We start from the raw sequence: 24,693 nt of genomic DNA on the forward strand, positions 1-24,693 counted from the left end.
GCGCCGAGGCTCGCTGCGGACGCCGCCACGGCGCGTCCGCGAGTCACTTGATGGTACCGCACGCTAGGCGCGCGGCCGGACCGCGGAGCGACCCGCGGTAGACGGTCTGGGACGCGCGGCGAGGCCCCGCAGGGGGTCCGCTCCGCGCCCCGGACCGCTGCGCGGTCAGGCGGGAGCGGCGAGGCGGCGCAGCAGCCCGCGCACCAGCGCCTCCGCCCGCGCGGCCGCCAGGCTCGTGAACGACCTGAAGTCGACCTCGGCGGCGTGGTCGGCGGTGTCGCTGATGCTCCGCACCACCACGAACGGCACGCCCCAGGCGGCGCAGACCTGGGCGCAGGCCGCGCCCTCCATCTCGGCGCAGACGGCCCCGAACGCGCGCCTGATGCGGTCGCCGACGACCGGGTCGGCGACGAACAGGTCGCCGGAGGCCACCCGGCCCTTGACGACCCGCACCCCTTCGAGGTCCCGCGCGGCCTCCTCGGCCAGGCCCACCAGCCGCGGGTCGCTGGCGAACGCCGTGCCCGTGCCGGGCACCTCGCCCGGGGCGTAGCCGAGGCCCGTGACGTCCACGTCGTGCTGGACGGCGTCGACGCCTATGACCACGTCGCCGACGCGCAGGTCGGGGTCGAGCGCCCCGGCCACGCCGGTGAACACGACGCCGCCCACGCCGAGGGAGACCAGGTACTGGGTGAGGGCCGCGGCGTTGACCTTGCCGATCCCGCACTGGGCGACGACTACGGAGGCGCCCTCGAGCAGGCCGCGCGCCACGCGGTACGGGCCCGCCGCCAGCTCCTCGGCGCCGGACAGGCCGGACGCCAGCCTGTCGACCTCCTCGGGCATGGCGCCCACCACCGCCACCGGCGCGGGCCCGCCGGAACGCGTCATGGTCTCCTCAGGGGCGCGGGGCGGCGTTGAACACGGAGCGCCCCAGGTAGGCCCCGATGAGCACGCCGACGGCGCCCAAGCCGCACATCAGCCAGTCGACCGGCTGGCCCTGCACCGCCTGCATGACCCCGAGCACCACGGCGAGCGTTACCCCGCCGACGGCCGCGGTGGTCATGGCGCGCGGGAGGCCGCGGCGCGAGAGGTAGAGCGTCGCGAAGTAGCCGTAGATCAGGAAGAAGCCGGCGCCGATGAGGCTGTTGGCCGTCGTCTTCTGGTCCGCCGGCACCGCCGCCTGGAGCGCGATGAAGAACACCGTCGCGAACATGTACGCGCCGGAGAACCGTCCGGGGAGGCGCTTGCGCTCCTCCGGCGAGTAGGTGCGCCTCTCCGCCGGCGCGCTCGCGGCGGCGCTCGTCCTGGCGGTCTCGCGCTGGCGTCGGCGCCGCTCCCGCAGCTCCTGGATCTTCTCGCGGCGGGCCGCCCTCTTCTTCTCCCTCTCGATCTCCGCCTTCCTGTCCATCTTGGCCTGGGCCCGCCTGAGCTGCCGGTTCATGCGGCCAGCATAACTGGCGCCTCGCCGCGTCCCGGCAGGCGCGTCCGCGGGCCTCTCTCCGCCGGTCGGCGCGTCCGCGGAGCTCGCGCCAGCGGGCGGCGCCCGGCCGCCGCGGGACCGTGATACCCTCGCCGGCGCCCATGACCGACGCGCTGCTCGCCGCGGTGGCCGCGGACCACGGCACGCCCACCTACGTCTACGACCTCGACGTCGTCACCGACCGCTTCCGCCGCGTGGAGCGCGCGTTCCCCGGCGCCAGGGTCCACTACGCCGTCAAGGCCAACGCCCTGGGCCCGCTGCTCGCGCACCTGGCCGCGCTCGGCGCCCGCGCCGAGGCCCTCACGCTGGGCGAGCTGGAGCGCGCCCTGCGCGCCGGCTTCGCCCCGCGGGACGTCGTGCTCGGCGGTCCGGGCCACACGCCGGAGCTCGCCGCGCGCGCCGGCGCCGTCGGCGTCGGTCTGGTGAGCCTCGACTCGCGCGGCGCCTGGGAGGTCTGGCGCGGCGCCGACGCGCCGGACACGCGCTTCGTCGTGCGCCTCAACCCCGGCTTCGACCCGCGCACCCACGAGCACCTCGCCACCGGCGCCGCAGGCTCGAAGTTCGGCGTGCCGCCGGCGGAGGCCGTGGCCGTGGCCGAGGAGGTCGCGTCCACCGGCAGGCTGGCCGGCTTCCACGTGCACGCCGGCTCGATGGTCTCCGACCCCGCGGTGGCGCGCCTCGTGGCGGCGGCTCTGGAGCCCCTCTACGAGCGCTTCGCCGGCCTCGACCTCGTGGACTTCGGCGGCGGGTTCGCCGTGCCCGGTCCCGACCTCGCGGCGTTCGCCGAGCCCCTGCTGGGGTTCGCCGAGAGGTTCGGCGTCCAGCCGATCGTGGAGCCGGGTCGCTACCTCGTCGCCGAGGCCGGCGTCCTGCTCACGCGCGTGCTGCACGTGAAGGAGGGCGGTCCGGTACGGCACGTGATCGCCGACGCCGGCATGGCCGACCTCCTCAGGCCGGCCCTCTACGGCGCCAGGCACCCCGTGCGGGTGGTGACGCCCGCGCACGAGGCGGCGGGCACGGGCGGCCAGGCGGCGGCCGGTCCCTCCGGCGGCGGGGCGACCCCGGTGGACGTCGACGGGCCGCTGTGCGAGAACGCCGACAGGCTGGCCAGGGACGTGACGCTGGAGGGGGTCGGCGCCGGGGCGCTGCTGGCCGTCGAGGTCGTCGGCGCCTACGGCTTCGCGATGGCCTCGAACTACGCCTCGAGCCTGCGGCCCGCCCAGGTCGTCGTGGCGGGCGGGCGGGCCACCCTGGCCTCGCGCCGCGAGGGGCCGGAGGACCTGTGGCGGCTCGAGGCGCCCGTGGCGGCGCCCGCCGCCGGCGCGGGGGCGCGCGAGACGCTGGGCCGGCTGCTCGACAGCATGGACTCGCCGGCGCGCGCCGCCGCGGCCCTCCTCACGTCGGCCGCCGACCACCTGCGGCCGCGCCTCGGCACCCTGGAGGACCTCTCCCGAGCGTTCGCCAACGAGCTCTACAGCCCGCTCATCGGCGTGGGCGCCGGGGCCGTCAGGGACGTCGACGAGCGGGTCACGGACCACGGCGAGGTCGCCCGGGCCACAGTGGGCACGCCGCAGGGCGACTTCCTGGTCACGCTGGCGCGGCGCGCGGACGGCGGCGGGCCGGTCCGCTGGCTCGTCACCGGCCTGGCGCGCGACCTGCCGGGCGCCTAGGGGCCTGCCGGACGCTCAGGGGCGTCTCGGAAGCCTAGAGGCGCGCCGGACGCCCATGGGCCTCGGCTACCGGACGATCTCCACGTCGAGGCGCACGGGCACCTCGCCGCCCTCGCGCGCCCTCAGCGTCCCGCGGAACCGGTACGGCCCGGGGATGGCGCCCTCCGGCGCGGTGATCTCGTACACGCTCCACAGCGCGTAGACGGTGCGCGGCGCGGCGGACATCCCGGACCCGCGCTCCGAGCTGCGCTCGGCGCGCACCAGGCGCAGCCCGAAGCTCCAGCCGTCTGGTACCCGCTCGACGTCCAGCGCGAACTGCCCCGAGAGGTCGCCGACCTCGGAGTCGTAGCCGCTCGGCACCCACAGGGCCGGCTGCAGGTCCGTCGGCTCCAGGTCGAGGTCGTCCAGCGCGTGGTCGAGCCGCACGTAGATCGTCTCGCCGCCGCGCAGGGTGGGCGTGCCGCCCGCCGCCGGGAAGGGGTTGCTGGCCGAGCTGCCCAGCGCCGCGGGCGCGCAGCCGCCCAGCGCGACCGCGACGGCCAGGGCCGCGGCGATAGGTGCGAGGTGACGCATGCCAGGAGGCTATCAGAAGCCGCCGCGCCGCTTGCCCTCCCGCGAAGACAGCTCCCTGATGCGCTCGAGGGCCTCGAGCCTGTGCTGCCTCATGGCCTGGTACACGGCGCCGGCGTCGCGCCAGCGGATGAGGCGCCACACGCGCCTCAGCACGTGCTCGCTGCCGCGCTGCACCGACCCGCAGCGGTGCACGCGGTGGAAGCGCCGGGAGACCTCGCGGAGCTCCAGGATCGTGTCGACGAGCATGCGGTTGGGGACGGCCTCGAAGAGGACGTCGTGGAACGCGTAGTAGTCGGCGCCGAAGGCGTCCGGGTCGCCGCCGTCGAGGTCGTCGCGCATGGCGTCGAGCAGCGAGCCCATGCGGGCGAGCTGGTCCTCCGAGACGAACGGCGTCGCGTCCCTGGCGGCGAGCGGCTCCAGCGCCAGCCTCAGCTCGTAGGCCCACACGCCCTGCTCCCACGGGAGCGTCGTGACCTCCACCCTGGTGTGCGGCTTGAGCTCGACCAGGCCCTCGGTCTCGAGCTGCCTCACGGCCTCGCGCACCGGTATGGGGCTGACCCCGAAGCGGCTGGCCACCTGCGAGAAGACTAGCCTGGTGCCGGGGCGTAGTCGTCCCTGCACTATCTCCTCACGCAGCGATTCGTAGACGTACTGCGCTTTGGTCCTCACTGGTCCCCCCGGACCCACCACGGCTGGACCCGGTAGGCCACGTGCCCCCGTGGTTCCTCTAGGCCGCGGTGTAACCCTTGGCGTTGGCGGATGCTAGCACCGCGGTAGCGCCTGGGTTAACGCTGTACGTCACCAGCGGTACAAAGCGTGCCATCATCGCGGCGACGCCGCGTAGCCGCCCGCGGCCACCGAGCCGGATGGACGATAGAGGACCCCGCCTGCCGCTGCCTGTCGCGATGAGCGACAGTCGCCTCCGCCTGCTGCGCGAGGTGCTGCTCAGCCGCGACAAGGGCGCCACCGCGGAGGAGCTCTCGGCGGCGCTGGGGGTCAGCCGCACCGCCGTCACCCAGCAGCTCGCCACGCTGGAGCGCGACGGGCTCGTGAGGAAGAGCGGCCGGCGCGCCACCGGCGGGCGTCCCAGCCGCACCTACGCCCTCACCGACGCCGGCCGCGAGACGTTCCCGCGACGCTACGCGCTCTTCGCCGCCTCGCTGCTGCGGCACGCCGGCGACCTCTTCGGCGAGGAGGGGCTGTCCGCCCTCCTGGAGCGCATGGCAGCCGAGGTGGCGGAGAACGCCAGGCCCCGCCTGGAGGGCAAGGTGGGCGGCGAGAGGAAGGCCGAGGTCGTGAGGATCCTCAACGAGCTCGGCTACGAGGCGGCCGTGACGGAGGACGGCGGCATCGAGGCCGTGAACTGCGTCTTCAGCCACGTCGCGCTGACCAGCCGCGCGGCCTGCCGCTTCGACGCCGTGCTGCTCGCCAGCCTCCTCGGCGAGGACGTCGCGCAGGTGTCTTGCCTGGCCGACGGCGAGGGCTGCTGTCGCTTCGACACGACCTGAGCCCAGGTCGGCGGGCGTGACCGCGAGCTCCCCCGCCATCGGCGCCGAACCCGCCCCCCGAGCTCGCGCCGCGTCGCCCGCGTCGCGCGCCCCGGCCGCGAACGTGTACGATGTGCCCTCGTGTAGGGGGAGTAGCCCCCCGGCTCGGCCGGGCGTCCGCCTCCGTCAGCACGGTCGCTAGTGGCGACCCGGGAGCGGATGACGTGTGAGTTCCCACGCAGGCAAGACCCTAACGGGAGGCTGTAGTGGATCTTCCGTTGTGGGCCTGGCTCGCCTTCGTGGCGGGCGTGCTGATCCTGTTGGCGCTCGACCTTGGCATCTTCCACCGCAAGGCGCACGTCGTGCGGGTCAGGGAGGCGGCGTTCTGGACGGCCGTGTGGGTCACGCTCTCGCTGGCGTTCGGCTACGTCATCAGCCGCTGGCTCGGCCCGCAGAAGGCCGTCGAGTACCTGACCGGCTACGTGCTCGAGTGGTCTCTGGCCGTCGACAACATCTTCGTCTTCGTCCTCGTCTTCAACTTCTTCCGCACCCCGTTCAAGTACCAGCAGCGCGCGCTGCTCTGGGGCGTGCTCGGCGCGCTGGCCATGCGCGGGATCATGATCGGCGTGGGCGTGACGCTGATCCAGACCTTCCACTGGGTCCTCTACGTCTTCGGCGCGTTCCTCCTGTTCACCGGCCTGCGCATGCTGCTGAGCAGGGACGACCAGGAGACCGACCTCTCCGCCAACCCCGCCCTCAAGCTCGCGCGGCGGTTCCTCAGGGTCTCGCCGGACTACGACGGGCAGAGGTTCTTCACGGTGGTGGACGGGGTGCGCATGGCGACGCCCCTGCTGCTGGTGCTCGTCGTCATCGACTTCGCCGACGTGATCTTCGCCGTCGACTCGATCCCCGCGATCTTCGCCGTCACCACCGACCCGTTCATCGTGTTCACGTCGAACGCCATGGCGGTCCTGGGCCTGCGCAGCATGTACTTCCTGCTCGCCAACATCGTGCACCGCTTCGCCTACCTGCAGGCGGGCCTGGCCGTGATCCTCAGCTACATCGGCGTGAAGATGCTCCTGCTCGACCTCGTGCACATCCCCACGGCCGTCTCGCTGGGCGTGGTCGTGGGCATCCTGGGCATCAGCATCCTCGCCTCTCTCCTCTTCGGCAAGCCGAACGAGGCGCTGCGGAGCCAGGTCGACGAGCGGGAGGCGGCGGCGGGGTAGCTACCTGGTCACGCTCGACGCGGTTCAGGCTCGTGACTGGCGGAGGCGGCGGCGGGCTAGCGCGCCGGTGCCGGCCCTCGGCGGCCCGCGCTCGCACCGCGAGCGTCACTGAAGGATGACGGCGCGTCACAATATAGTCTGACCTCGACTACAGCTCGGCTGGGGGTGGGTCGATGGGCTCTGCGGCAGAGACAGGGGTTCGAGCCGTCGTGGTACGGCTCGCGAGGGTGATCGTGCCGCTCGCGCTGGGCGCCGGACTGCTCTTCGTGGTCCCGACGTCGGGAGCACAACGGGAACCGTCGGCGCCTGACTCGACCGCCACCGCGGCCAAGCCGCCGAAGCTCAACGTGCTGCCCGCGAACGTCATCCTCAGGCTGACGGCGGACCCGTGGCGGAGCACATCGCCCGTCGCCTCGACAGTCACGCTGGTGGCCTGGGAGGGCCCAGTCGAGCGGAGCGAGGACGCGGCGGCCGAAGGGACCGAGCGGGCGCCCGAAGGCGCGGATGCCGACGGGACGACGCAGGTGCCAGACGGCCAGGCGTCGGCGAGCGTGGTGCCCCACTTCGCGCCGCCCCCGGTCCAGACGGTAGCGCTCTCGCTGCAGGTGCCCGGGAGGGCGTGCCCGGCGGCGGTCGCGGGCGGTCCCCTACCCGTCCGGCTCACCTGCTTCGACGTCACGGCCACACTGAACGGGTCGGCGCAACAAGCCAGCCAGGGCGAGAAGGCCGACGAGGCAGGTGACGCGACCTCTGAAGAGCGAGGGTCGGAGGGTGATGCCGAGAAGGCCGCTGCCTGGCAGCGCATCGTTGCTGTCTGGCGGGGCGTCCGCGGCCTCTGGAACGACTTCTGGAAGCACTTCTGGACCGTTCCCGTGGGCACCTTCGCCGGCTCCGTGGTCGTCTCCTCGGCAGGCGAGGACTCCACGATCCCTGTCACCGTGCAGGTGGAGCGTCCGCTCTCCCACCTCCTGCTCGTGGTCGCCCTCGGCGTCCTGGTGGCCTCGGCCGCGCTCGGTCTGATCCGCGACGGCATCCCGAGCCTCCGCTGGCGTCAGTGGCGCAGCCGGCTGCTGACGTGGGTCGACGACGCCTCCGAGTGGGCGACCTGGCCCGGCGACAAGGACCCTCTTGCAGCCCAGGACGAGGTCGATGCCCTCTGGATCGTGGTGGAGGCGCTCGAAGCGGCAGGGTTGGCACCTCCTGCGAGCGCGGCGGACTGGTCGACGCTGGAGGGCGAGTACAGGAAGGCTCTGCGAGCGAGGTCGCTGGGCCTCGAGGTCACGAGGCGAAGAAGAGCCGGTCTCGGCGATCCGCAGCTGCTCCGGGAGGCGTTCGTCCACCTCGTCGCGGGCGAGCTCCATAGGGCGGAGGTCGCGCTACAGCGGGCCGAGGTGCGGCGTCCCAGGGTGGCCCGGACGGCCTCGGAGTCCCGCGGTCGGCGTGTTCCTTGGAGCGCGATCTGGCTCGCCGTCCTCGCCGCGGCCACCGTGGTCGCGGTCGTGGTGGTCTCGCGGCCCGTCTCGGCGAGCCGGGACCTGGTCAGGACCGGCTCGGAGTGGTGGCTCATCGCGGTCGGGACGCTCGTCGTCGCTGCGATCGTGCTGCGGCTGCTCTGGCGAGTAGCGAGGGACTGGTGGCCGTCCGTCCGCCGCATGATCGCGGCCCGCGGCTACGGGTTGGCCCACGGGTTCGCCCGGCGGCTCACATGGCTGCTGAGCTTCGGCATCGCGACCCTAGTGATCGTCGCCGTCAACTACAAGCCCGGTGACGCCCCGTGGGGCACACGCCTGGACCTCTTGGTGGCGTTCATGTGGGGGATCACGGCGCATGGCCTGGTGGAAGGGCTTGCCGACTTCGGCAAGGTCTTCGGCGGCGGCTCGACAGCCGCGGGGAACGCGGGGGCCAAGGCCTAGGTCCCACAGGGTCCACCTGCGCGGGCCGGTCTCGGCCAGTCCACCCCGCCAGTGTCGCAGGCCCTCGCTAGTCCGTCACTTCCCGCGCCCGCAGCACGGTGTGGAACTGCCTCACGGCGCCGAGGTGGTAGGCGGAGTGGGTGACGGCCGCCATCACGACCTCGACGTGGGCTTGGCCCCAGTCCGCGTCCGCCTCGAGCAGGGCCACGACCTCCTCGTACGCCTCGCGCAGCCGGCGCCGCAGGTCGTCCCACGCGGGCGCGTCGACCTTGCTCACGACCCAGCTCTCCTTCCAGTCGACACGGCCCAGGGAACGACCCTTCAGCTCGGCCATGACGACGTCGAGGTAGAAGACCGTGTGGAAGGTATGCGCCGCGATCGTCGTGCCGCCGGGCACGATCGGCACGGACGCGTCCTCGGCCGACAGCCCCTCGAGCGAGGGGAACCAGCCGGTGCACCTGTCGAGGTAGACGTTGCCGCCCTTGTCGCGGCTCGGGAAGGTCTCCTCGAGCATCACGAAAGCCGTCTCCTTGAGGGACTCCAGCAGAGCCACGCGTCACTCCTTCACAGCCCGCGCTGGGGGTAGAGGGCCTCGCCGCGCGCGAGCATGGCGACGAAGTCGGCGATCTTCCTCCGCCGGCCAGCCTCGGTCTTGAGCTGGTGCAGGCGGAACGCCAGAGCGTACCGGTTCTGGGAGTTCAGCTTCTCGAAGGTCGCTCGTGCCCGCGGGTCCGCCCGGATCGCGGCCATGAGGTCCTCCGGGAGCTCCATGCCCTGCTGACCGGAGTAGGCGTTCTGCCAGCGGCCGTCGGCCTTGGCCGCCTCCACGTGCCTCAGGCCGTGCTCGGTCATGAGGCCGGCGGCCACGAGCCTCTCGACGTTCTGCACGTTGATCTTGCTCCAGACGCTCTTCGGGCGCCTAGGCGTGAAGCGTTGCAGGAAGCTCCTGTCGTCGTGGCCCTTGCGGATGCCGTCGATCCAGCCCCAGCAGAGAGCGGCGTCGATGGCCTCCTTCTGGGTCACGGAGGGTAACCCAGAGCCGACCTTGTGCATCTTCACCCAGACCTCGTCCGCGGTGGCGTGGTTCTCACGCAGCCACTCGTAGAACGCGGCGAAGTCGACGAACTCGCGGACCTTCGTGGGGTCGACCTTCACGGCGGGCACCGGCCCATAGTGCCACGCGTCCGCCGAACGTGTTCACGGAGCGTTCACGTTACGGCCCCCTGCGCTTCACCGCGCCGGACCTACCCTCCGAGCGTGGCCGGGCAGCCTGACGGCGCCCGGCGAACGGGAAGGAGCGAAGAGATGTTCCACGCGTTCGGACACGGCGCCGGGTTCGGCTTCGGCCTCGGGTTCCTCAACCTGCTCGGCACCATCCTGTTCATCGTGCTCATCGTCTACCTCGTCAAGTCCTTCGTGCGAGGCGGCTGGCGAGGCGGCCGGGGCCCCTACGGCGGCGAGCCCGGCTGGCGGCCCGGCTGGTGGGGCGGCCCCCCGGGGCGCTGGTCGGCGCAGGGCGAGAACAGCGGCGATGAGGCCATGCGCATCGCCCGCGACCGGCTGGCGTCCGGCGAGGTCACGCCGGAGCAGTACGAGGCCATCAAGCGCGGCCTGAGCAGCACCGAGGCGCCGTACGGCAGGCCCGACGGCGCGCTGGCCAAGGCCAGGGCACGCTTCGCCAGGGGCGAGATCTCCCTCGAGGAGTTCGAGGCCGTCAAGCGGGCCCTCCTGGCCTGAGGGCCGCACCGGGAGCGCCGCCCGCCGCAGCGCGGGCGGCGCCCTGCTTGCGGCCGGGGCGCACCCGGACGTGGGCGGCGCGCCCGCCCGCGCTGCGGCACAATGCCCCGAGGAGAGTTCGACATGGCCACAGGCACGGTCCTCATCGTCGAGGACGAGCGCACGCTCGTCGGGATCCTCACCGACTACCTGAGGCGGGAGGGCTTCCGCGTCGAGACCGCCTTCGACGGGACCAGGGGGCTGGAGCTGTGGCGCGCCGCCCGCCCCGACCTGATACTCCTCGACATCATGCTGCCTGGCATCGACGGCCTGGAGGTCGCCCGGCGGGTCCGCGCCGAGTCGGCGGTGCCGATCATCATGCTCACCGCCCGCGACGAAGAGGTCGACAAGCTGGTGGGGCTGGGGCTCGGCGCCGACGACTACGTGGTGAAGCCCTACAGCCCGCGCGAGGTAGTCGCCCGGGTGAAGGCGGTGCTGCGGCGGGCCGGCGGCGGCGTCGAGGCGCCGGAGACGTTCGCGGTAGGCCGGCTGACGGTCGACCTCGGGGCCTACGAGGCGCGCTGCGGCGACGAGGCGGTCAGCCTCACGGCCAGCGAGCTGCGCCTGCTCGCCGCCCTGGCGCGCGAGCCCGGCCGCGTGAGGCGGCGGGGCGAGCTGCTCGCGGCCGTCGGCGAGGGCGACGGCCTCGCCGACGAGCGGACCATCGACGCCCACGTGAAGAACCTGCGCCGCAAGCTCGGCGACTGCCGCGACCAGCTCGAGACGGTGCGACGCGTCGGCTACCGGCTGAGGACGGGCTAGTGCCCCTCGGCGGCGGACCGCGCGGCGCGCCGCACCGGCCCGGTCCGCCGTGGTCCGGCGGCTGGGCGACCGGCGAGGGCCACCGCTGGCGCGGCCCGCCGCGGCACCGACGCCACTGGGGCCTCCGCCGTCGCCTCACGTTCACCTACGCGTTCGTGGCGCTCGCGGCCGTCGCCCTCACGAGCTGGCTGACCCTGGGGGCCGTGTTCAGGGCCCAGGGCGAGCTGTTCGGGGCCGAGTGGATGCACGGCGGCCCGCCCTGGGAGCGCCTCGTCGCGCCCGACGAGGGCCGCGACGGCGCGGCCGCGCCCGGCCTCGACGGCGAGGACGTGCCGGACCTCAGGGAGGCGCGCGAGGCGTTCCGCGGCGTGGCCAGGACCGGCCTCCTGGCGGCCCTGCTGGCGTTCCTGGTCGCGACGTGGGTGGCGGGTGCGGTGACGCGGCGCCTCACGCGTCCCCTGCTCGCGCTCGAGGGCGGGGCCAGGCGCCTCGCGGCCGGAGAGCGCGGGATGAGGTTGGCGCTGCCGCCGTCGCGCGACGAGCTGCGCAACCTCACCGAGGCGTTCAACTCGCTGGTGAGCGGGCTCGAGCGCCAGGAGAGCTGGCGGCGCGGGGTGGTGGCCGACATCGCCCACGACCTGCGCACGCCGCTCTCCGTCCTGAGGAGCGAGATCGAGGCCATGCAGGACGGCGTCAGGCCCCTCGACGAGGAGGGCCTGGCGAGGCTGCACCAGGAGGTGATGCGCCTGACGCGCCTCGTCGAGGACCTGCGGACGCTCTCCGTCGCCGAGGCGGGAGGCCTGGGCCTGGAGCGCGAGCCGATCGACGTCGCGGCGTTCCTCGGTCGCGTGGTGGACGGCTTCGCGAGCCGCGCCGGCTCGGCGGGCGTCGAGCTGCGCCTGGGCCGCGTGGCCGAGGGCCTGGAGGTGGAGGCGGACCCCGCGGCGCTCGCGCGCGTCCTCGACAACCTCGTCGACAACGCTCTGCGCTACGCCGCGCCCGGGGCGGTCGAGCTGGGCGCGCGGTCCGCGGGCGGCGAGGTGCTGATCACCGTGCGCGACCATGGACCCGGCCTGCCCGAGGGGGAGGCAGACCGCCTGTTCGAGCGCTTCTACCGCGGCGACCCGTCGCGGGCCAGGCAGGAAGGAGGCGGCTCGGGCCTGGGCCTCTCGATCGCGAAGGCTCTCGTGGAGGCGCACGGCGGCCGGCTGGAGGCCCGCGACCACCCGGAGGGCGGCGCGGAGTTCACGGTCGTGCTGCCCGCGCCAGCCTAGAAGTCGAGCTTCTCGTTCTCGCCCAGCCGGTCGCTGCGCCCCGTTACGGCCGCCGTGACGAGGTCGAAGAGCTGACGCACCTTGCCGGAGCTGCCGTCCCAGTACTCTGCCCGCTCCGGCTCGACGTGCAGCAGCACGAGGTCGGGGTCGTCTGGTCCGGCGAAGAACGCCTCGTTGAGCGGGTTCCACAGCTCGCGCTCCAGCTCGTCGTCGTCGACGATCCGCGCCTTGCCGGCCACCGAGACGAAGACGTTCTTGTCGGCATCGGCGTAGCTCACGTTCACGTCCTCGCGCCCCTCGACCTGCCGCGACTTCGCGGAGGACCGCGCCGTGAGGAACCAGAGGCCGTCCTCCCTGCCCTCGCGCTGGGTGTACATGGGCCGGCTGTAGAGCCTGCCGTCGTCGCCGATCGTCGTGAGCATCGCGATCTTGACGTCCTTGACCTTGTCCCAGAGCTCGGCGCGCATCTCCGCTGGCGTGGCCATGTCGCTCTCCTCTCGCCCGCTCGCGCCCTCGGGCGCGTGACCAAGGGATAGCGCGCCGGCGTGAAAGCGGGGTCGGCGGAGGCTGAGGGCCGTGGCCCTCCGGCGGCAGGCCGCGGGCGCCCCGACCGGGCGGGGATCCGCGCCGCCGACGGCCGAGCGGCGTCGCAGGGAGCGAACGGCGGCACGGCGATGTGATACTGCGTGGCCATGCGCCCGCACGGCATGCCACCCGACTCGCCGCGTGAGCGGGCGACGGCCGGGCCGAGCGTGGACGAGGAGCGCTTCGACGTCGTCGTCGTGGGGGCCGGGCAGGCGGGCCTGGCGATGGGCTACCACCTGCAGCGGCTCGGCCTCCGCTTCGTCGTCCTCGAGAGGAACGCCGAGGTCGGGGCGAGCTGGCGGCAGCGGTGGGACTCGCTGAGGCTCTTCACGCCCGCGCGCTACGACGCGCTGCCCGGCCTGCCGTTCCCTCTCGCGCCCGAGTCGTACCCGGGCAAGGACGACGTCGCCGACTACCTGCGTCGGTACGCCGAGGTCTTCGACATCCCGGTCAGGACGAACACCGCCGTGACCCGGCTCGAGCCGGAGGGCGCCGGCTTCCGCCTCCAGACGGACGGGCCCGCGGTCCACGCCCACCAGGTCGTCGTGGCCACGGGGCCCTTCCAGCGGCCCGCGGTGCCGCCGTTCGCCGCGGGCCTCGACGACGCGGTCACGCAGCTGCACAGCGCGGAGTACCGCGGTCCCGAGGCGCTCCCGGACGGGGAGGTGCTGGTCGTGGGAGGCGGCAACTCGGGCGTGCAGATCGCCGTCGAGCTCGCCGCCACGCGCCGCGTTCACCTGTCCAGGTCGCGTCCCCTGCCGACGGTGCCGGCCCGCGTCCTCGGGAGGAGCCTCTTCTGGTGGCTCGAGACCCTGGGCCTCACCAGCGTGCCGGCCGACTCCGCGCTGGGCCGGCGGATGCGGCGCCACGACGACGTCGTCATCGGCACACGTACTCGCGACCTGGTCCGCGCGGGCGCCGTCGTTCCCCGGCCGCGGGCGGTGAGCGCGCGGGGCGACAGGGTCGCCTTCGCCGACGGCTCGCACCTGCCCGTCCGGACGGTCATGTGGGCGACGGGGTACCGGCCCGACTTCTCTTGGGTCCGCGCGCCGGTGCTGGACCCGCGAGGTGAGCCGGTGCACCGCCGCGGCGTGACCGCGGTCCCGGGCCTCTACTTCCTGGGGCTGCGGTGGCAGCACACGACCGGGTCGGCGCTCCTCGGCTGGGTGGACCGTGACGCCGCGTTCCTCGCCCAGGAGATCGCGAGGCGGAGCGCGGGACGCACCGACTAGCGACCGCGTCCGGCTCCGCCATGCGCCCACACCCGCGTCGGACGGCCGCACGCGAGGCCGACCTCTCTACATGCCTTGACAGGAATATTCATTGTCGAGTATACAGATAGGAGGGAGGGCCCCCGAGTCCCATGGAAGGAGACGGAGCTCAGACGACCGCGGCGGCGAGAGCGCGCATGCTGGCGACGCTGCGGGCCATCGCCGAGCCGAACCGGATGAGGATCGTCGAGCTGCTCAAGGCCGGACCCCTCAGCGTGGGCGAGATCGCCGAGAGGCTAGGCATGAGGCAGCCGCAGGCATCCAAGCACCTCAAGGTCCTCGGCGACAGCGGGGTAGTGACCGTGAGGGCCGAGGCGAACAGGCGCATCTACTCCCTCAGCGCGGTCGCGTTCAGGACGCTGGAGGGCTGGCTCGAGACCTTCCGCTGGACGATGGAACAGCGGTTCGACGACCTCGACGCCTACCTGCGGAGGCTGCAGCGCGGCGAGGCGCGAGACGAGGACTAGGAGGAACGACATGGCGACGGGCAAGACCGAGCACCGGATAGAAGGCGACAACGTGCTGGTCCTGGAGCGCGTGTTCGACGCGCCGCGAGAGCTGGTGTTCAGGATGTTCGGCGACTCCGAGCACCTGAAGCACTGGTGGGGCCCGCGCGGCTGGGAGCTCCCCGTCTCCAGGCTCGACTTCCGCCCGGGCGGCTCCTGGCACTACTGCATGAAGTGCGTCGACGAGAACCAGGGCGAGTTCTACGGCGCGGAGTCGTGGGGGAAGATGTACTACCAGGAGATCGACGAGCCGAACCGGATCGTCCTCACCGACTACTTCTCCGACGCCGAGGGGAACATCGACTCCTCGCTGCCCGCCTCGAACTCGGTCTGGGAGTTCATCGACCTGGGCGGCAAGACCAAGCTGGTGAGCCGCACGACCTACGCCTCGCCCGAGGCGCTCCAGACCGTCCTCGACATGGGCATGCTGCAGGGCATCAGCGAGACCTGGGACCGCCTCGAGGAGCACGTGGCCCTGGCCGCCTGAGCCAGGAGCGAAGGGTTCCGGCCCTGCAGGGCCGGGTCCGTCGAGGACCGCAGCGTGGCCGGCGTGCAGCGCGCCGGCCCCGACCCTTCCCGTGGGTAGCCGTCCGGGCCGCGGTCAGCGCGGCCTGCGCCGGCGTCGTCCCGTCACTCGGCCGGCAGCGCGAACGAGACCAGGACCGCGCCGCCGCGCTGCGAGCGCGTGGCCGCGGCGCCGCTGGCCACGGCGACGTACTGGCGACCGTCGACCTCGTAGGTCATCGGCGGGGCCGTGATCGGGGCGCCCACCTGGAACGACCAGAGCAGCTCGCCCGTGGCGGAGTCGTAGGCGTTGAAGGTCCCGTTGGACTCGCCGGAGAACACGACGCCGCCCGCCGTGGCGAGGGTCCCGCCCGTGACGGGCTCGTCCGTCTCCACCTGCCAGACGGTCCGCCCGCCGCCGTACAGGTCCAGCGCCGTGACCGTGCCCCGCTCCTCGCCCGCCACGCCCTCCGAGGTCATCTCGAGCAGGTAGGGCGCCCCCGGGACCGGGGTCGCCGTGCGGACCTCCGGCTCGTCGATGGCCTCCACGTACAGGTAGCCGGTCGTGGGGTCGAACGAGAGCGCCGTGACGCCCACGCCGCCCCCGCCGCCCGGGGCGGCTCTCGTGCCCTCCGCGCTGCCGCGCGAGTACATGTTCTCCTGGCGCACCACGGGCTCGCTCTGGACGAGCACCTCGCCCGTCTCCCTGTTCAGGACGTAGCAGAAACCCGACTTGCCGCAGCTCGCCAGGGCCGGTACCGTCTCGCCCTCGAGCTGGAGGTCGAAGAGGACGTTCTGCGTGGTCATGTCGTAGATGCCGTGAGGGGACTCCTGGAAGAACCACACCAGCTCGCCCGTGTCGAGGGAGAGGGCGGCGATGCCGTTCGAGTAGAGGTTGTCCCCGGGACGCATCAGGTCGATGTGTCCCGGCGCCGGGTTCCCGGTCGAGACGAACAGGAGACGGCGCTCGACGTCGACGGTGGGGATCTGCCAGGGCGAGGCGGAGCCGGCGGCCCACCCGAGGCCGTAGCGCTCGCTGAGCTCGCGCTCGGCCGCCAGGTCGCGGTCGAGCGGTGCCCCGCCGTACGCGGTCTCGACGAAGTCCCCGGTCCAGTCGCCCTCACGCGTCGTGTACCAGCGCCAGACCTCGTCGCCCGTCTCGGCGTCGAGGGCCGCCACGAACGCCCGTCGGCCGAGGTTCGCGAGGATCCACGCCTCACCGGGGTCCTCGCCCCTGGCGACGGCGTCCGCGAGCAGGTCGGGGTCTACCGCGTTCACCTCGAAGCGCGTCGCCGTGACCACGACCTTGCCGTCGTAGACCAGGGGTGCCCAGCGGAAGTTGTACGGCATGGGCGCGGGCGCCTCCGCGCCCTCCGGCACGAGGCGGCCGGCGTCGAAGGGCGGCACCTTGACGTCCCAGACGACCTCGCCGGTCTCCTGGTCCAGCGCGATCACGCGCTCGTCCTCGGTGGCGACGTAGACCTTCCCGTAGCCGACGGCGGGCCCGCGGTTGCGCTCGCCGCTCACCTCGCGGGACATCTCGTGGTCGTAGCGCCACAGCTCGACGCCGGTGGCGGCGTCCAAGGCCGAGACGTCGCTCCCGGCCGACGTCACGTAGAGGACGCCGTCGACGACCAAGGGGTGCGTCTGCGTGATGCCGGGAGCCCCCATCTGGTAGATCCACGCCGGGGCGAGCCGCGAGACGCTCTGGCGGTCGATCTGGTCCAGGGTGGAGAAGCGCTGCCCGCCGAGGTCGCCGCCGTAGGTCAGCCAGTTGTGCGGCTCCTGGGCGGCGGCCTCGAGCCGGTCGTCGTCGACGAGGCCGGGTGTCTGCGCCAAGGCGAACCACGCCAGCGAGAGGACCAGACCAGAGCCGATAACCATAGCCCTCCGACTGCCCATGCGCAACACCTCCTTGGCGCGAACGAGGACGCGGGAAGACCACGACGTGACGCGAGTTGCGGGGATGCTAGCGCCGCCGCCGGCCGGCGACCGTCCCACGGAACCGAGGCGCTGCTCCCGTCCCACGGGGCGACGTCGGGCGGCGCGCTCGGCGACCGGCGCCTCTGGCGCGGGCCCCTCTCGGGGGCGAGTACTTCATCGCGCCCGCCGCGCGAGGGCGGGTAACGTCCGGCCATGCGCACTCGGAGCGGCGTCGTGCTCCTCGACCGCGACCGCGTCTGCCTGATCCAGCGTGTCAGGGACGGGAGGACCTACTTCTCGTTCCCAGGGGGCGGCGTCGAGCCGGGCGAGACCCCGGAGCAGGCGGCGGCCAGGGAGGCGCTCGAGGAGCTGGGCGTCGAGGTGGTGCTCGAGCGGCTGGTCGCCGACCTCCACCTCCGCGGGCGCAGGCAGTACTACTACCTGGCGCGGATCGTCGGCGGACGCTTCGGCAGCGGCCAGGGCGAGGAGATGTCGAGCGCCGTCGACTCGGAGCGCGGCAGCTACACGCCCGTGTGGGTGACGCTCGAGCACGCCAGGCACGCCGACGTGAGGCCGCGCGAGCTGTCCCGCGCGCTCCTCAGCGGGTCGCTGGCGAGCGGCCGGGTCCTCCGCGGCGGTAGGGTGTGAGCGCCTTGCTGTTCGTCGTCGTGGTCGACCTGGCGTTCGTGGGCGCCAGCGTCTACCTGATCGCCGAGGACCACCTGCTGCCCGGGCTCGTGATGATGCTGATGAGCATGGTCGCCACCGGCCTGCTGGTCGTGCGGCTCGTGGCGCGGGCTCCGGTGGCGCGCGAGCGCCGGACCGGGGCGCCGCTGTTCACGCCGAGCCGGCTGCAGCCCGAGGTGGTGGCCCTCGAGCCGGAGCTCGAGGACACGATCGCCGCGCTGGCCAGGGAGAACAAGATCGCGGCGGTCAAGCGCGTGATCGAGCTGACCGGCGCGAGTCTCAGGACGGCCAAGGACTACGTCGAGGGCCTGTCGCGGGGCCGTTGACGGCGGCCTCGCGCGCCGCCCTGCCTACTCCAGGGCGATGAGGTCGTCGAACTCGGAGTCGACATCGGGGTTCGCCCGCGCCACCTCGCTGCCGCGCGTCGCCCAGGCCGGGAACGGGAACGTCACCAGCAGCGGCACGGGCAGGTCGGGCTGGTGCACGATCATCGAGCCGGGGCTGAGGATGCCGGCGCGCTCCTGCATGGTGCTCGGCAGGAACCGGTACTCGGGCCGTGCGGCCTCGGCCATGTCGAGGCGGCCCACGACGCGGATCGCGGCGTTGCTGACCACGCGCCGCTCGACCTCGCTGGCCGTCTGCTGCGCTCCGATGAGGATGACCCCGAGGCTGCGCCCGCGCTCGGCGATGTCGAGGAGCGTCTCCTTGATCGGGCTCTCCTCCTGGGCCGGCGCGTACTTGTTCAGCTCGTCGAGCACGACGTAGACGGTCCCGGGGCTGCGCCCGGCCGCCTCGCGCTTCTCGAACACGTCCCGCAGCACCACGCCCACCACGAACGCCTGCGCGACGCTGTGCAGGTCGTGGATGTCGACGACGTGCACCATGTCGCTGCTGGCCAGCGGGTCGAGGCGCGCCCTCTCGAGCTCACGCGGCGGCAGGTCGCCGCGCACGAGGTGCCTGACGTGCCTCACGGCCCCGCGGAAGCGGCGGACGAAGGCGTGGACCGTACCCAGCTGGTGGCTGCCCGCCCAGTGACCCGCACGCAGGAGCTCCCCGACGTGGTCGGCAAGCTCGTCGAGCGTCTCGATCCTCACCCGGCCGTCGGCCTCCAGGCCCTCCACGGTGCCGCGCGCCGCTTCCCCGTCCCACTCGCCGCCCGCGTCGCCGGGCGGCAGGAACACGTGCGGCCCCTCCTGGCCCGCGGTGAGGCGCTTGAGGCGCTCCGCGACCTCCTCCGTGAGGAACTGGACCATCTGGCTGCCCGGGTCGAGGGCGAAGAGGTAGGGCAGCATGCCCTGCCGGCAGAACTCGAGGAGCGACCAGGCGTAGGGCGTGGCGGTGGCGCCGGCCGGCGCCTGGCAGGCGAGGCGCTCGGCGCCGGCCAGGCCGGGCCGGGGCGGGAGACGGCAGGCGACGCGCTCGAACGGCCCGGCGGGCAGCCCCAGCAGGTCGTAGCGCGACGCCAAGGCCAGACCGGCCTCCTCGCAGTAAGCCTTCTCGTCCTCGGCGCAGCGGGCGTTGGGCTTGTCGAGGAACAGGAGGTCGTTGCCCTTGACGTTGAAGACCACGGCCTTGACGTCCTGGCGGTTCCGCGCCACGTACTGACCGTCCGGCCGTCGCGCGTTGAGGACGCTGTAGAGCAGCCACGTCGCGAAGCTCGTCTTCGTGGCCACGCCCGAGACCCCGCTGATGTTCACGTGGCCGCCCGCGACCCCGCTGAGGAAGTCGTAGTTCACGTACGCCGGCTGGCCGTTGCGCAGCACGCCCACGGGCAGGGCGGCGTCCCTCATGCGGTCGACGTAGAGCGCCCGCGCCAGGTCCTCGCCCAGCGCGAGCCTGACCGGCGCGCCCGGCCGCGGCGGCCTGAGGACGTCGGGGGCGAAGCGCAGCACGCGCGCGTGCGCCATGAGGATGCGGCGCCCGTAGCTCGCGCCTTGCTCGAGCAGCTCGGTGTCGCCGGGGAACGTGAGCCCCTCGACGCTGTCGATGAGGTCGTCGACGACCGCGTACACGGTCACGGGACGGGCCTCGTTGAAGGGGTTGAAGACGTCGACGGCCACGAGCTCGTCGAGCTGCACGCGCGCCCGCTCCTCGAGCTTGAACCAGAACTCGAGCGGCCGGCTGCGGTCGTTGGCGAGGACGATGCCGACGTTCACGCCGCCAGCGCCCCCCGCAGCGCGCCGAGCAGCAGCTCGCGGTCGCCGAACGTCCGCCTGAGGTCGCTCTCGAGGTTCTTGACGATGAGGAGCTGCTGCGGCGCCCGCGCGTCGTGGTGGTAGTCGGCGCTGTAGCGGGGCAGGGTCGCGGCGCTCCAGTCGGCGAGGGCGCGGGCCTCGTCGCGCGACAGCGCGCTGTTGGCCTGCACCCGCACGAGGCCCTGGCGGGGGTCCACGCCTCTGGCCGGCGGCCGCGGGCGGATCACCCACTCGAGCCTGTCGCCCAGGCTGCGGTCGCCCGCCCTCACCAAGTAGACCGGCGTCCTCTGGCCCGGCTCGAGCGCGTCCAGCACCGCGTGGTGCGAGCCGGGCAGGCGCTCGCGGCGCGTGGTCTTCACGTAGCCGAGCACGTTCTGGAACGAGCCCGAGCGCTTGAGCGGCCCGTCCTCGACGACGAGGTCGGTGGGGTGGTCCTCCGCGAGCCGCTCGGCGAGACGCGCCTCCTCGCGGAGCATCAGGCGCTGGGCGAACGCAGCGAGGCTCTGGTCTCCCCCGCCCGCGAAGCGCGGCGCGTACGTCAGCCCGTACTGCGGCAGCGAGACCGGTTCCACGTCGCCGCTGTCCTCGCCCGCGACGATCACGTAGCGCAGTGCCGGGCGCGGCGCGGGCGGCTCGACCCGCGTGCCGAGCCGGCTGGTGACGCTGCCCACCCCCATGACGACGAAGAGGCAGGGGCGTTCGTCGAGGGTCCCGGCCGCGTCGTGGCGCCGGGCGCCGTCGACGAAGTGGACGGTCCGCGCCTCCACCCGCCCCGGCGAGAGGGGACGCCACTCGCCCTCGGGCACCTCGAACTCCAGGTCGAGGTGGGCGTCGCCCTCCGCGTCAGGCTCCTGGTCGAACTCGGTGACGGTGTAGAGCGTGTCGGGGTCCCAGGGGTGCAGTCTGAAGCGGCCGGTCACGGCGCCATCCTAGCGCCGCCGCGAGTCCCGGTGACTGATATTTTGAGGCACGCCGCGTTAGCCTGTGGCGATGCGCGTCCTCCACACCGGCGACTGGCACGCGGGCAAGACGCTCTACGGCTTCGACCGCACGCCCGAGATACGCGCCGCGCTCGAGGAGAGCCTGGAGGTCGGGCTGGAGCACGGCGCCCAGGCCGTGCTCGTCGCCGGCGACCTGTTCCACACCCGCAACCCCGGCGCCGAGGCCGAGGAGGCCGTCTACGACTTCTTCCGGCGCGCCGCCCAGGCCGGCCTGCCGGTGGTGGCCGTCGCGGGCAACCACGACAGCCCGCGCCGTCTCGATGCCGTCGCCGGGTTCATGCGCACCAAGGACATCCACATCGTCGGTCGTCCGCGCAAGCCGCGCGAGGGCGGGGTCGTGACCATCGACGTCGCGGGCGAGCGCATGCTCGTCGCCTGCCTGCCCTTCGTGAGCGAGCGCGTGCTGCTCTCCAGCGACGAGCTCTTCGCCGAGGAGGGCGCCTCCGGCCTGGGCACCTACCAGGAGCGGGTCCAGCGGCTCATGCACGCCTACACCCAGGAGTTCCGCAACGACACGATCAACGTGATGCTCATGCACGGCACGATGGACGGCGCGCGACTCTCGGGCAGCGAGTACCAGTTCCACAGCGGGCGCGACTACGCGATCGACCCCAACCACGTGCCCGACTCGGTCTCCTACCTCGCGATGGGCCACGTGCACATGCCGCAGGCCGTGTGGGGCTACCCGGAGGACAGGGCGCGGTACTGCGGCAGCCTCGTGCAGCTCGACTTCGGCGAGGCCGGCGACGAGAAGCGCGCCCACGTCGTCGAGCTGAAGCCCGGCGTACCCGCCCGCACGGTCGCCGCCGTGCCCCTGCGCTGCGGACGGGAGCTCCGCCAGGAACGCCTCACGCTGGCCGAGCTCGAGGCGCGAAGCCGCGAGCTGCGCGCGTTCGCGGGGCACCTCAAGCTGGTCCTGCGGCTCGAGAAGCACGACCCCACCGTCCGCGAGCGCGTGCGGCGCGACCTCCCGAACGCCCGCATCGTCCAGGTGGAGGTGCCGCGCACGCCCGTCGAGGGCGTGGCCCGCGACGCCGCCGCCCGCAGCCTGCGCGACAACTTCGAGGCGTTCTGGCGCGAGGGGCACGACGGCACGCTCGACGAGGCCGTGATGCGCAAGTTCGACGAGCTCTACGCCAAGGTCGACGCCGAGGAGGTGTCGGCGTGAGGCCGCTGCGGCTGCGCCTCAGGAACTTCGGCTGCTTCCGCGGCGAGCACGACGTGGACTTCACCGGCCTGAACGGCGACCTGTTCGCGATCGCCGGCCCCACGGGCAGCGGCAAGAGCACCGTCCTCGACGCGCTGACCTGGGCGCTCTACGGCCAGACGCCCCGCCTGGGCAAGCACCTCAACGAGCACATCTTCTCGCCGGGCGAGTCGGAGCTGTCGGTCGTCGTCGAGTTCGCGGCGGGGGGCGACGAGTACCGCGCCACGCGTTCGCTGCGCAGGCGCCGGTCGGGGATCTCGTCCGCCGCGAAGCTCGAGCGACGCGCCGAGGACGGCCGCTGGCTCAACGTGCCGGAGACCGACAGGATCGCGGACTACGAGAGGGCCCTCGCCCGCGCCGTCGGGCTCGACTACGACGGCTACGTGCGCGCGGTGATGCTCCCGCAGGGCGCGTTCGACGAGTTCCTGCGCGGCAACGACGCCGAGCGCCGCGAGGTGATCAAGGCCCTGCTGCGCGCCTACACGATCGAGCGCATGCGCGAGCTGGCGTCGCGCGAGAGGGACGACGCGAAGGAGCTCCTCGGGCAGGCGCGCGCCCGCCTCGACACCGAGTACGAGGGGGTCACGCGGGAGCGCGAGGCCGAGCTGGAGGGGCGCGTGCGCCAGCTCGAGCGCGACCTCGCGGCGCTGCGCCTCGAGCAGCGGGAGGTGCAGGAGCGGCTCGAGGGGCTGGCGGAGCTGGAGCGCCTGGACCGCGAGCTGAAGGCCGCCGCGGCCGAGCTCGCCCGGCTCGACGCCGAGGAGCCCGCGGTGGAGGAGGCGCGGTCCGCCCTGGAGCGCGCCGACGCGGCCGAGGCCCTCGCGCCCGTGATCGACGCGTTCAGGAAGCGTGAGCGCGAGCTGGCCGAGGCCACGCGGGCCGTCGCCGACCTGCGCGAGAGGGTGAGGCAGGAGGAAGGTCGGCTCGCGGCTGCCAAGCAGCGGCAGGAGGAGGCGGCGGCCGAGCGCGCGGAGAGAGGTGACGAGCTCACGCGGCGCGCCGAAGCGCTCGAGGCGGGCAGGCGCGACGCCACGCTGCTCAGGAGGTACGGCGGCAAGCTCGACATGGCCGGGCGGGCGGACGGCGGCGACTTCGACGAGGAGCGGCTCGCCGACCTGGTGGAGAAGCGGGCGCGCCTCCCCGCGCTGGCGCGGGCCGCTAGCGCCGCGGAGTCCGCCGAGAAGGAGCTCGGGGAGAGACGGGCCGCGCTGGAGCGCCGCCGCGCCGGCCTGGAGAGCCAGCGCGGGGAGCTGGCCGCCCTCGTCGAGAAGGGCAAGCGGAAGCGCCAGGAGCTCGACGCGGCGAGGGACGAACTGGAGCGCGCCCGGGTGGAGCACCAGGCGGCGGCGCTGCGCGCCCACCTCCACGTGGGCGAACCGTGCCCGGTGTGCTTGGGCGTCGTCGAGAGCCTGCCGGAGGCGGGCGCGCCGGTCGACCTGGAAGCACTGAGGGCGCGCGTCGAGCGGGCGCAGGCCGAGGTGGACTCGCTCCGCGACGACTACACGGCCGCGTCGCAGCGGATCGTGAGCGAGGAGAAGGCCGTCGCCGAGCTGGCCAGGGAGGTCGAGCAGAAGCACGCGCCGCGCGCCGCCCAGACCGCGCGCGAGCTGCGCGAGGAGCTGGCCGGCTTCGCCGGGCACGGCGGCACGGCGGGGGCCGTCACCGCGGACGTGACCGCTCGGGCCGACCTGGAGCTGGCCCGCCTGGCGCGGCGGATCACGGCGCTGACCGGCGGGCGCGACTTCGACGCGCTGTTGGCCGAGACGAACGCGGCCCTGAGACGTCTCGACGAGGCCGTGGAGGCGGCCGGGCGGCGGCTCGTCGAGGCCGAGAAGGACCTCGCCGCCGCGCGCGCGACCCTCGAGGCGACCGAGCAGCAGGAGGCGCGGGCGCGTGAGGCCCAGACCGAGGCACAGGCCGCGCTCGAGGCGGCCCTGTCGCGGTCGCGGTTCGACGCGCTCGCGTCCGTGGAGGCCGCGACCCTCACGGCGGAGGCGGCGAGCCGCCTCAGGGAGCGCCTCGAGCGTCACGCCGAGCGGCGCGCCGCGGCCGAGGCCAAGAGGTCCGCCGCCGAGGTCGGGCTCGCCGGCCGGACGTACGACCCCGAGGAGCACGGGACCCTGCGTGAACACGCCGAGACGCTGCGGGGCCGCATCGACGAGGCCAACAACCAGCTGGGGATGGCGGGGAAGGAGCTGGAGACCCTGCGACGGCGCCTGATCGACCTCGCCGAGCTGAGGGAGCGGGCCGCGGAGCTGGAGTCCCGCTACGCCGTGCTGCACGGCCTCGAGCAGTCGCTGCGGTCGCACCAGTTCGAGGCGTACGTGCTGGGCCACGCGCTGGCCGACCTGGCCGCGAACGCCAGCGTGATCATCAACGAGCTCACCGACGGCCGCTACGAGCTCGACTACGACGGCGAGTTCTACGTCCGCGACACCTGGATGGACCCGCATCGCCGCACGGTGAAGACGCTCTCCGGCGGCGAGAGCTTCATCGTCAGCCTCGCCCTGGCGCTGGCGCTGGCCGACTCGGTGGCCGGCCAGCAGAGGCTGGGCTCCCTGTTCCTGGACGAGGGCTTCGGCACCCTCGACCCCGAGGCGCTCGACAGCGTCACCGAGGTGCTCACGAACCTGACGAGCAACGGGCGCATGGT

24 protein-coding genes are annotated in these 24,693 nt (G+C 73.4%); 14 read left to right on the forward strand and 10 right to left on the reverse strand.

Annotated features, from left to right (window positions below; translation table 11 throughout):
- Positions 1 to 165: 165 nt before the first annotated feature.
- Positions 166 to 885, reverse strand: coding sequence for a 5'-methylthioadenosine/adenosylhomocysteine nucleosidase (locus VF202_01595; GenBank protein ID HEX7038788.1), 720 nt, complete (start codon positions 883 to 885; stop codon positions 166 to 168).
- Between the two features lie 7 nt (positions 886 to 892).
- Positions 893 to 1,438 carry a sulfite exporter TauE/SafE family protein gene (locus VF202_01600; protein HEX7038789.1) on the reverse strand — a complete coding sequence of 182 codons (546 nt, stop codon included), beginning with the start codon at positions 1,436 to 1,438 and terminating at the stop codon, positions 893 to 895.
- A gap of 140 nt (positions 1,439 to 1,578) precedes the next feature.
- On the opposite strand from VF202_01600, the gene VF202_01605 reads away from it, so the two are divergent.
- Entirely contained in the window at positions 1,579 to 3,147 is a 1,569-nt protein-coding gene (locus tag VF202_01605) for a hypothetical protein (protein ID HEX7038790.1), read from the forward strand.
- A gap of 66 nt (positions 3,148 to 3,213) precedes the next feature.
- Here VF202_01605 and VF202_01610 read toward each other — a convergent pair whose 3' ends face one another.
- The gene (locus tag VF202_01610) at positions 3,214 to 3,720 is read right to left on the reverse strand and encodes a hypothetical protein (protein HEX7038791.1); all 507 of its coding nucleotides are present in this window, start codon (positions 3,718 to 3,720) and stop codon (positions 3,214 to 3,216) included.
- Positions 3,721 to 3,732: 12 nt separating this feature from the next.
- A complete protein-coding gene (locus VF202_01615; protein HEX7038792.1) occupies positions 3,733 to 4,389 on the reverse strand; it encodes a GntR family transcriptional regulator in 657 nt (218 codons plus the stop codon).
- A 236-nt stretch (positions 4,390 to 4,625) separates the two neighbouring features.
- Here VF202_01615 and VF202_01620 point away from each other — a divergent pair, with 236 nt between their 5' ends.
- The 3 genes from VF202_01620 to VF202_01630 all read left to right on the forward strand — a co-directional run bounded on the left by VF202_01620 (position 4,626) and on the right by VF202_01630 (position 8,349).
- On the forward strand, positions 4,626 to 5,228 hold the full coding sequence (locus VF202_01620) for a helix-turn-helix domain-containing protein (GenBank protein ID HEX7038793.1): 603 nt from the start codon (positions 4,626 to 4,628) through the stop codon (positions 5,226 to 5,228).
- 245 nt (positions 5,229 to 5,473) lie between these two features.
- Entirely contained in the window at positions 5,474 to 6,436 is a 963-nt protein-coding gene (locus tag VF202_01625; protein HEX7038794.1) for a TerC family protein, read from the forward strand.
- A 209-nt stretch (positions 6,437 to 6,645) separates the two neighbouring features.
- The gene (locus tag VF202_01630; protein HEX7038795.1) at positions 6,646 to 8,349 is read left to right on the forward strand and encodes a hypothetical protein; all 1,704 of its coding nucleotides are present in this window, start codon (positions 6,646 to 6,648) and stop codon (positions 8,347 to 8,349) included.
- Positions 8,350 to 8,416: 67 nt separating this feature from the next.
- Here VF202_01630 and VF202_01635 read toward each other — a convergent pair whose 3' ends face one another.
- Positions 8,417 to 8,902, reverse strand: a complete 486-nt coding sequence (locus tag VF202_01635) for a DinB family protein (GenBank protein ID HEX7038796.1) — start codon at positions 8,900 to 8,902, stop codon at positions 8,417 to 8,419.
- 11 nt (positions 8,903 to 8,913) lie between these two features.
- Complete coding sequence (locus VF202_01640; protein HEX7038797.1) at positions 8,914 to 9,513, reverse strand: YdeI/OmpD-associated family protein; 600 nt, start codon at positions 9,511 to 9,513, stop codon at positions 8,914 to 8,916.
- A gap of 141 nt (positions 9,514 to 9,654) precedes the next feature.
- Between VF202_01640 and VF202_01645 the strand changes: the two genes are divergently transcribed.
- The 3 genes from VF202_01645 to VF202_01655 all read left to right on the forward strand — a co-directional run bounded on the left by VF202_01645 (position 9,655) and on the right by VF202_01655 (position 12,161).
- The gene (locus tag VF202_01645) at positions 9,655 to 10,086 is read left to right on the forward strand and encodes an SHOCT domain-containing protein (GenBank protein HEX7038798.1); all 432 of its coding nucleotides are present in this window, start codon (positions 9,655 to 9,657) and stop codon (positions 10,084 to 10,086) included.
- Between the two features lie 123 nt (positions 10,087 to 10,209).
- Positions 10,210 to 10,887, forward strand: coding sequence for a response regulator transcription factor (locus tag VF202_01650; GenBank protein HEX7038799.1), 678 nt, complete (start codon positions 10,210 to 10,212; stop codon positions 10,885 to 10,887).
- Positions 10,887 to 12,161, forward strand: a complete 1,275-nt coding sequence (locus tag VF202_01655; protein HEX7038800.1) for an ATP-binding protein — start codon at positions 10,887 to 10,889, stop codon at positions 12,159 to 12,161. Before VF202_01650 ends, VF202_01655 begins: the two co-directional genes overlap by 1 nt.
- Here VF202_01655 and VF202_01660 read toward each other — a convergent pair.
- Complete coding sequence (locus VF202_01660) at positions 12,158 to 12,646, reverse strand: pyridoxamine 5'-phosphate oxidase family protein (GenBank protein HEX7038801.1); 489 nt, start codon at positions 12,644 to 12,646, stop codon at positions 12,158 to 12,160. The genes VF202_01655 and VF202_01660 overlap by 4 nt on opposite strands.
- Positions 12,647 to 12,853: 207 nt before the next feature.
- Here VF202_01660 and VF202_01665 point away from each other — a divergent pair, with 207 nt between their 5' ends.
- The 3 genes from VF202_01665 (at position 12,854) to VF202_01675 (ending at position 15,010) form a co-directional block, all read left to right on the forward strand.
- Positions 12,854 to 13,978, forward strand: coding sequence for an NAD(P)/FAD-dependent oxidoreductase (locus VF202_01665; protein ID HEX7038802.1), 1,125 nt, complete (start codon positions 12,854 to 12,856; stop codon positions 13,976 to 13,978).
- Positions 13,979 to 14,109: 131 nt separating this feature from the next.
- On the forward strand, positions 14,110 to 14,484 hold the full coding sequence (locus tag VF202_01670) for a metalloregulator ArsR/SmtB family transcription factor (GenBank protein ID HEX7038803.1): 375 nt from the start codon (positions 14,110 to 14,112) through the stop codon (positions 14,482 to 14,484).
- A gap of 10 nt (positions 14,485 to 14,494) precedes the next feature.
- A complete protein-coding gene (locus VF202_01675) occupies positions 14,495 to 15,010 on the forward strand; it encodes an SRPBCC domain-containing protein (GenBank protein HEX7038804.1) in 516 nt (171 codons plus the stop codon).
- Positions 15,011 to 15,153: 143 nt separating this feature from the next.
- On the opposite strand, the gene VF202_01680 is transcribed toward VF202_01675, so the two are convergent.
- Complete coding sequence (locus tag VF202_01680; GenBank protein HEX7038805.1) at positions 15,154 to 16,911, reverse strand: PQQ-binding-like beta-propeller repeat protein; 1,758 nt, start codon at positions 16,909 to 16,911, stop codon at positions 15,154 to 15,156.
- Between the two features lie 252 nt (positions 16,912 to 17,163).
- Here VF202_01680 and VF202_01685 point away from each other — a divergent pair, with 252 nt between their 5' ends.
- Positions 17,164 to 17,598 (forward strand): NUDIX domain-containing protein, encoded by a 435-nt coding sequence (locus VF202_01685; GenBank protein HEX7038806.1) that lies wholly within the window; start codon positions 17,164 to 17,166, stop codon positions 17,596 to 17,598.
- Positions 17,595 to 17,963 (forward strand): hypothetical protein, encoded by a 369-nt coding sequence (locus tag VF202_01690; GenBank protein ID HEX7038807.1) that lies wholly within the window; start codon positions 17,595 to 17,597, stop codon positions 17,961 to 17,963. Before VF202_01685 ends, VF202_01690 begins: the two co-directional genes overlap by 4 nt.
- A 24-nt stretch (positions 17,964 to 17,987) precedes the next feature.
- Here the strand turns inward: VF202_01690 and VF202_01695 are convergent, their stop codons facing one another.
- On the reverse strand, positions 17,988 to 19,793 hold the full coding sequence (locus tag VF202_01695; GenBank protein ID HEX7038808.1) for an ATP-binding protein: 1,806 nt from the start codon (positions 19,791 to 19,793) through the stop codon (positions 17,988 to 17,990).
- The gene (locus tag VF202_01700; GenBank protein ID HEX7038809.1) at positions 19,790 to 20,752 is read right to left on the reverse strand and encodes a hypothetical protein; all 963 of its coding nucleotides are present in this window, start codon (positions 20,750 to 20,752) and stop codon (positions 19,790 to 19,792) included. Before VF202_01700 ends, VF202_01695 begins: the two co-directional genes overlap by 4 nt.
- Positions 20,753 to 20,822: 70 nt before the next feature.
- On the opposite strand from VF202_01700, the gene VF202_01705 reads away from it, so the two are divergent.
- Together VF202_01705 and VF202_01710 are read left to right on the forward strand one after the other, a co-directional pair.
- Complete coding sequence (locus VF202_01705; protein ID HEX7038810.1) at positions 20,823 to 22,001, forward strand: exonuclease SbcCD subunit D; 1,179 nt, start codon at positions 20,823 to 20,825, stop codon at positions 21,999 to 22,001.
- Positions 21,998 to 24,693: SMC family ATPase (locus VF202_01710; GenBank protein HEX7038811.1), on the forward strand; the 2,696-nt coding region annotated here is incomplete at its 3' end. The genes VF202_01705 and VF202_01710, both read left to right, overlap by 4 nt.

It is taken from the genome of Trueperaceae bacterium, from assembly GCA_036381035.1.
Classification (GTDB): Bacteria; Deinococcota; Deinococci; order Deinococcales; family Trueperaceae; genus DASRWD01.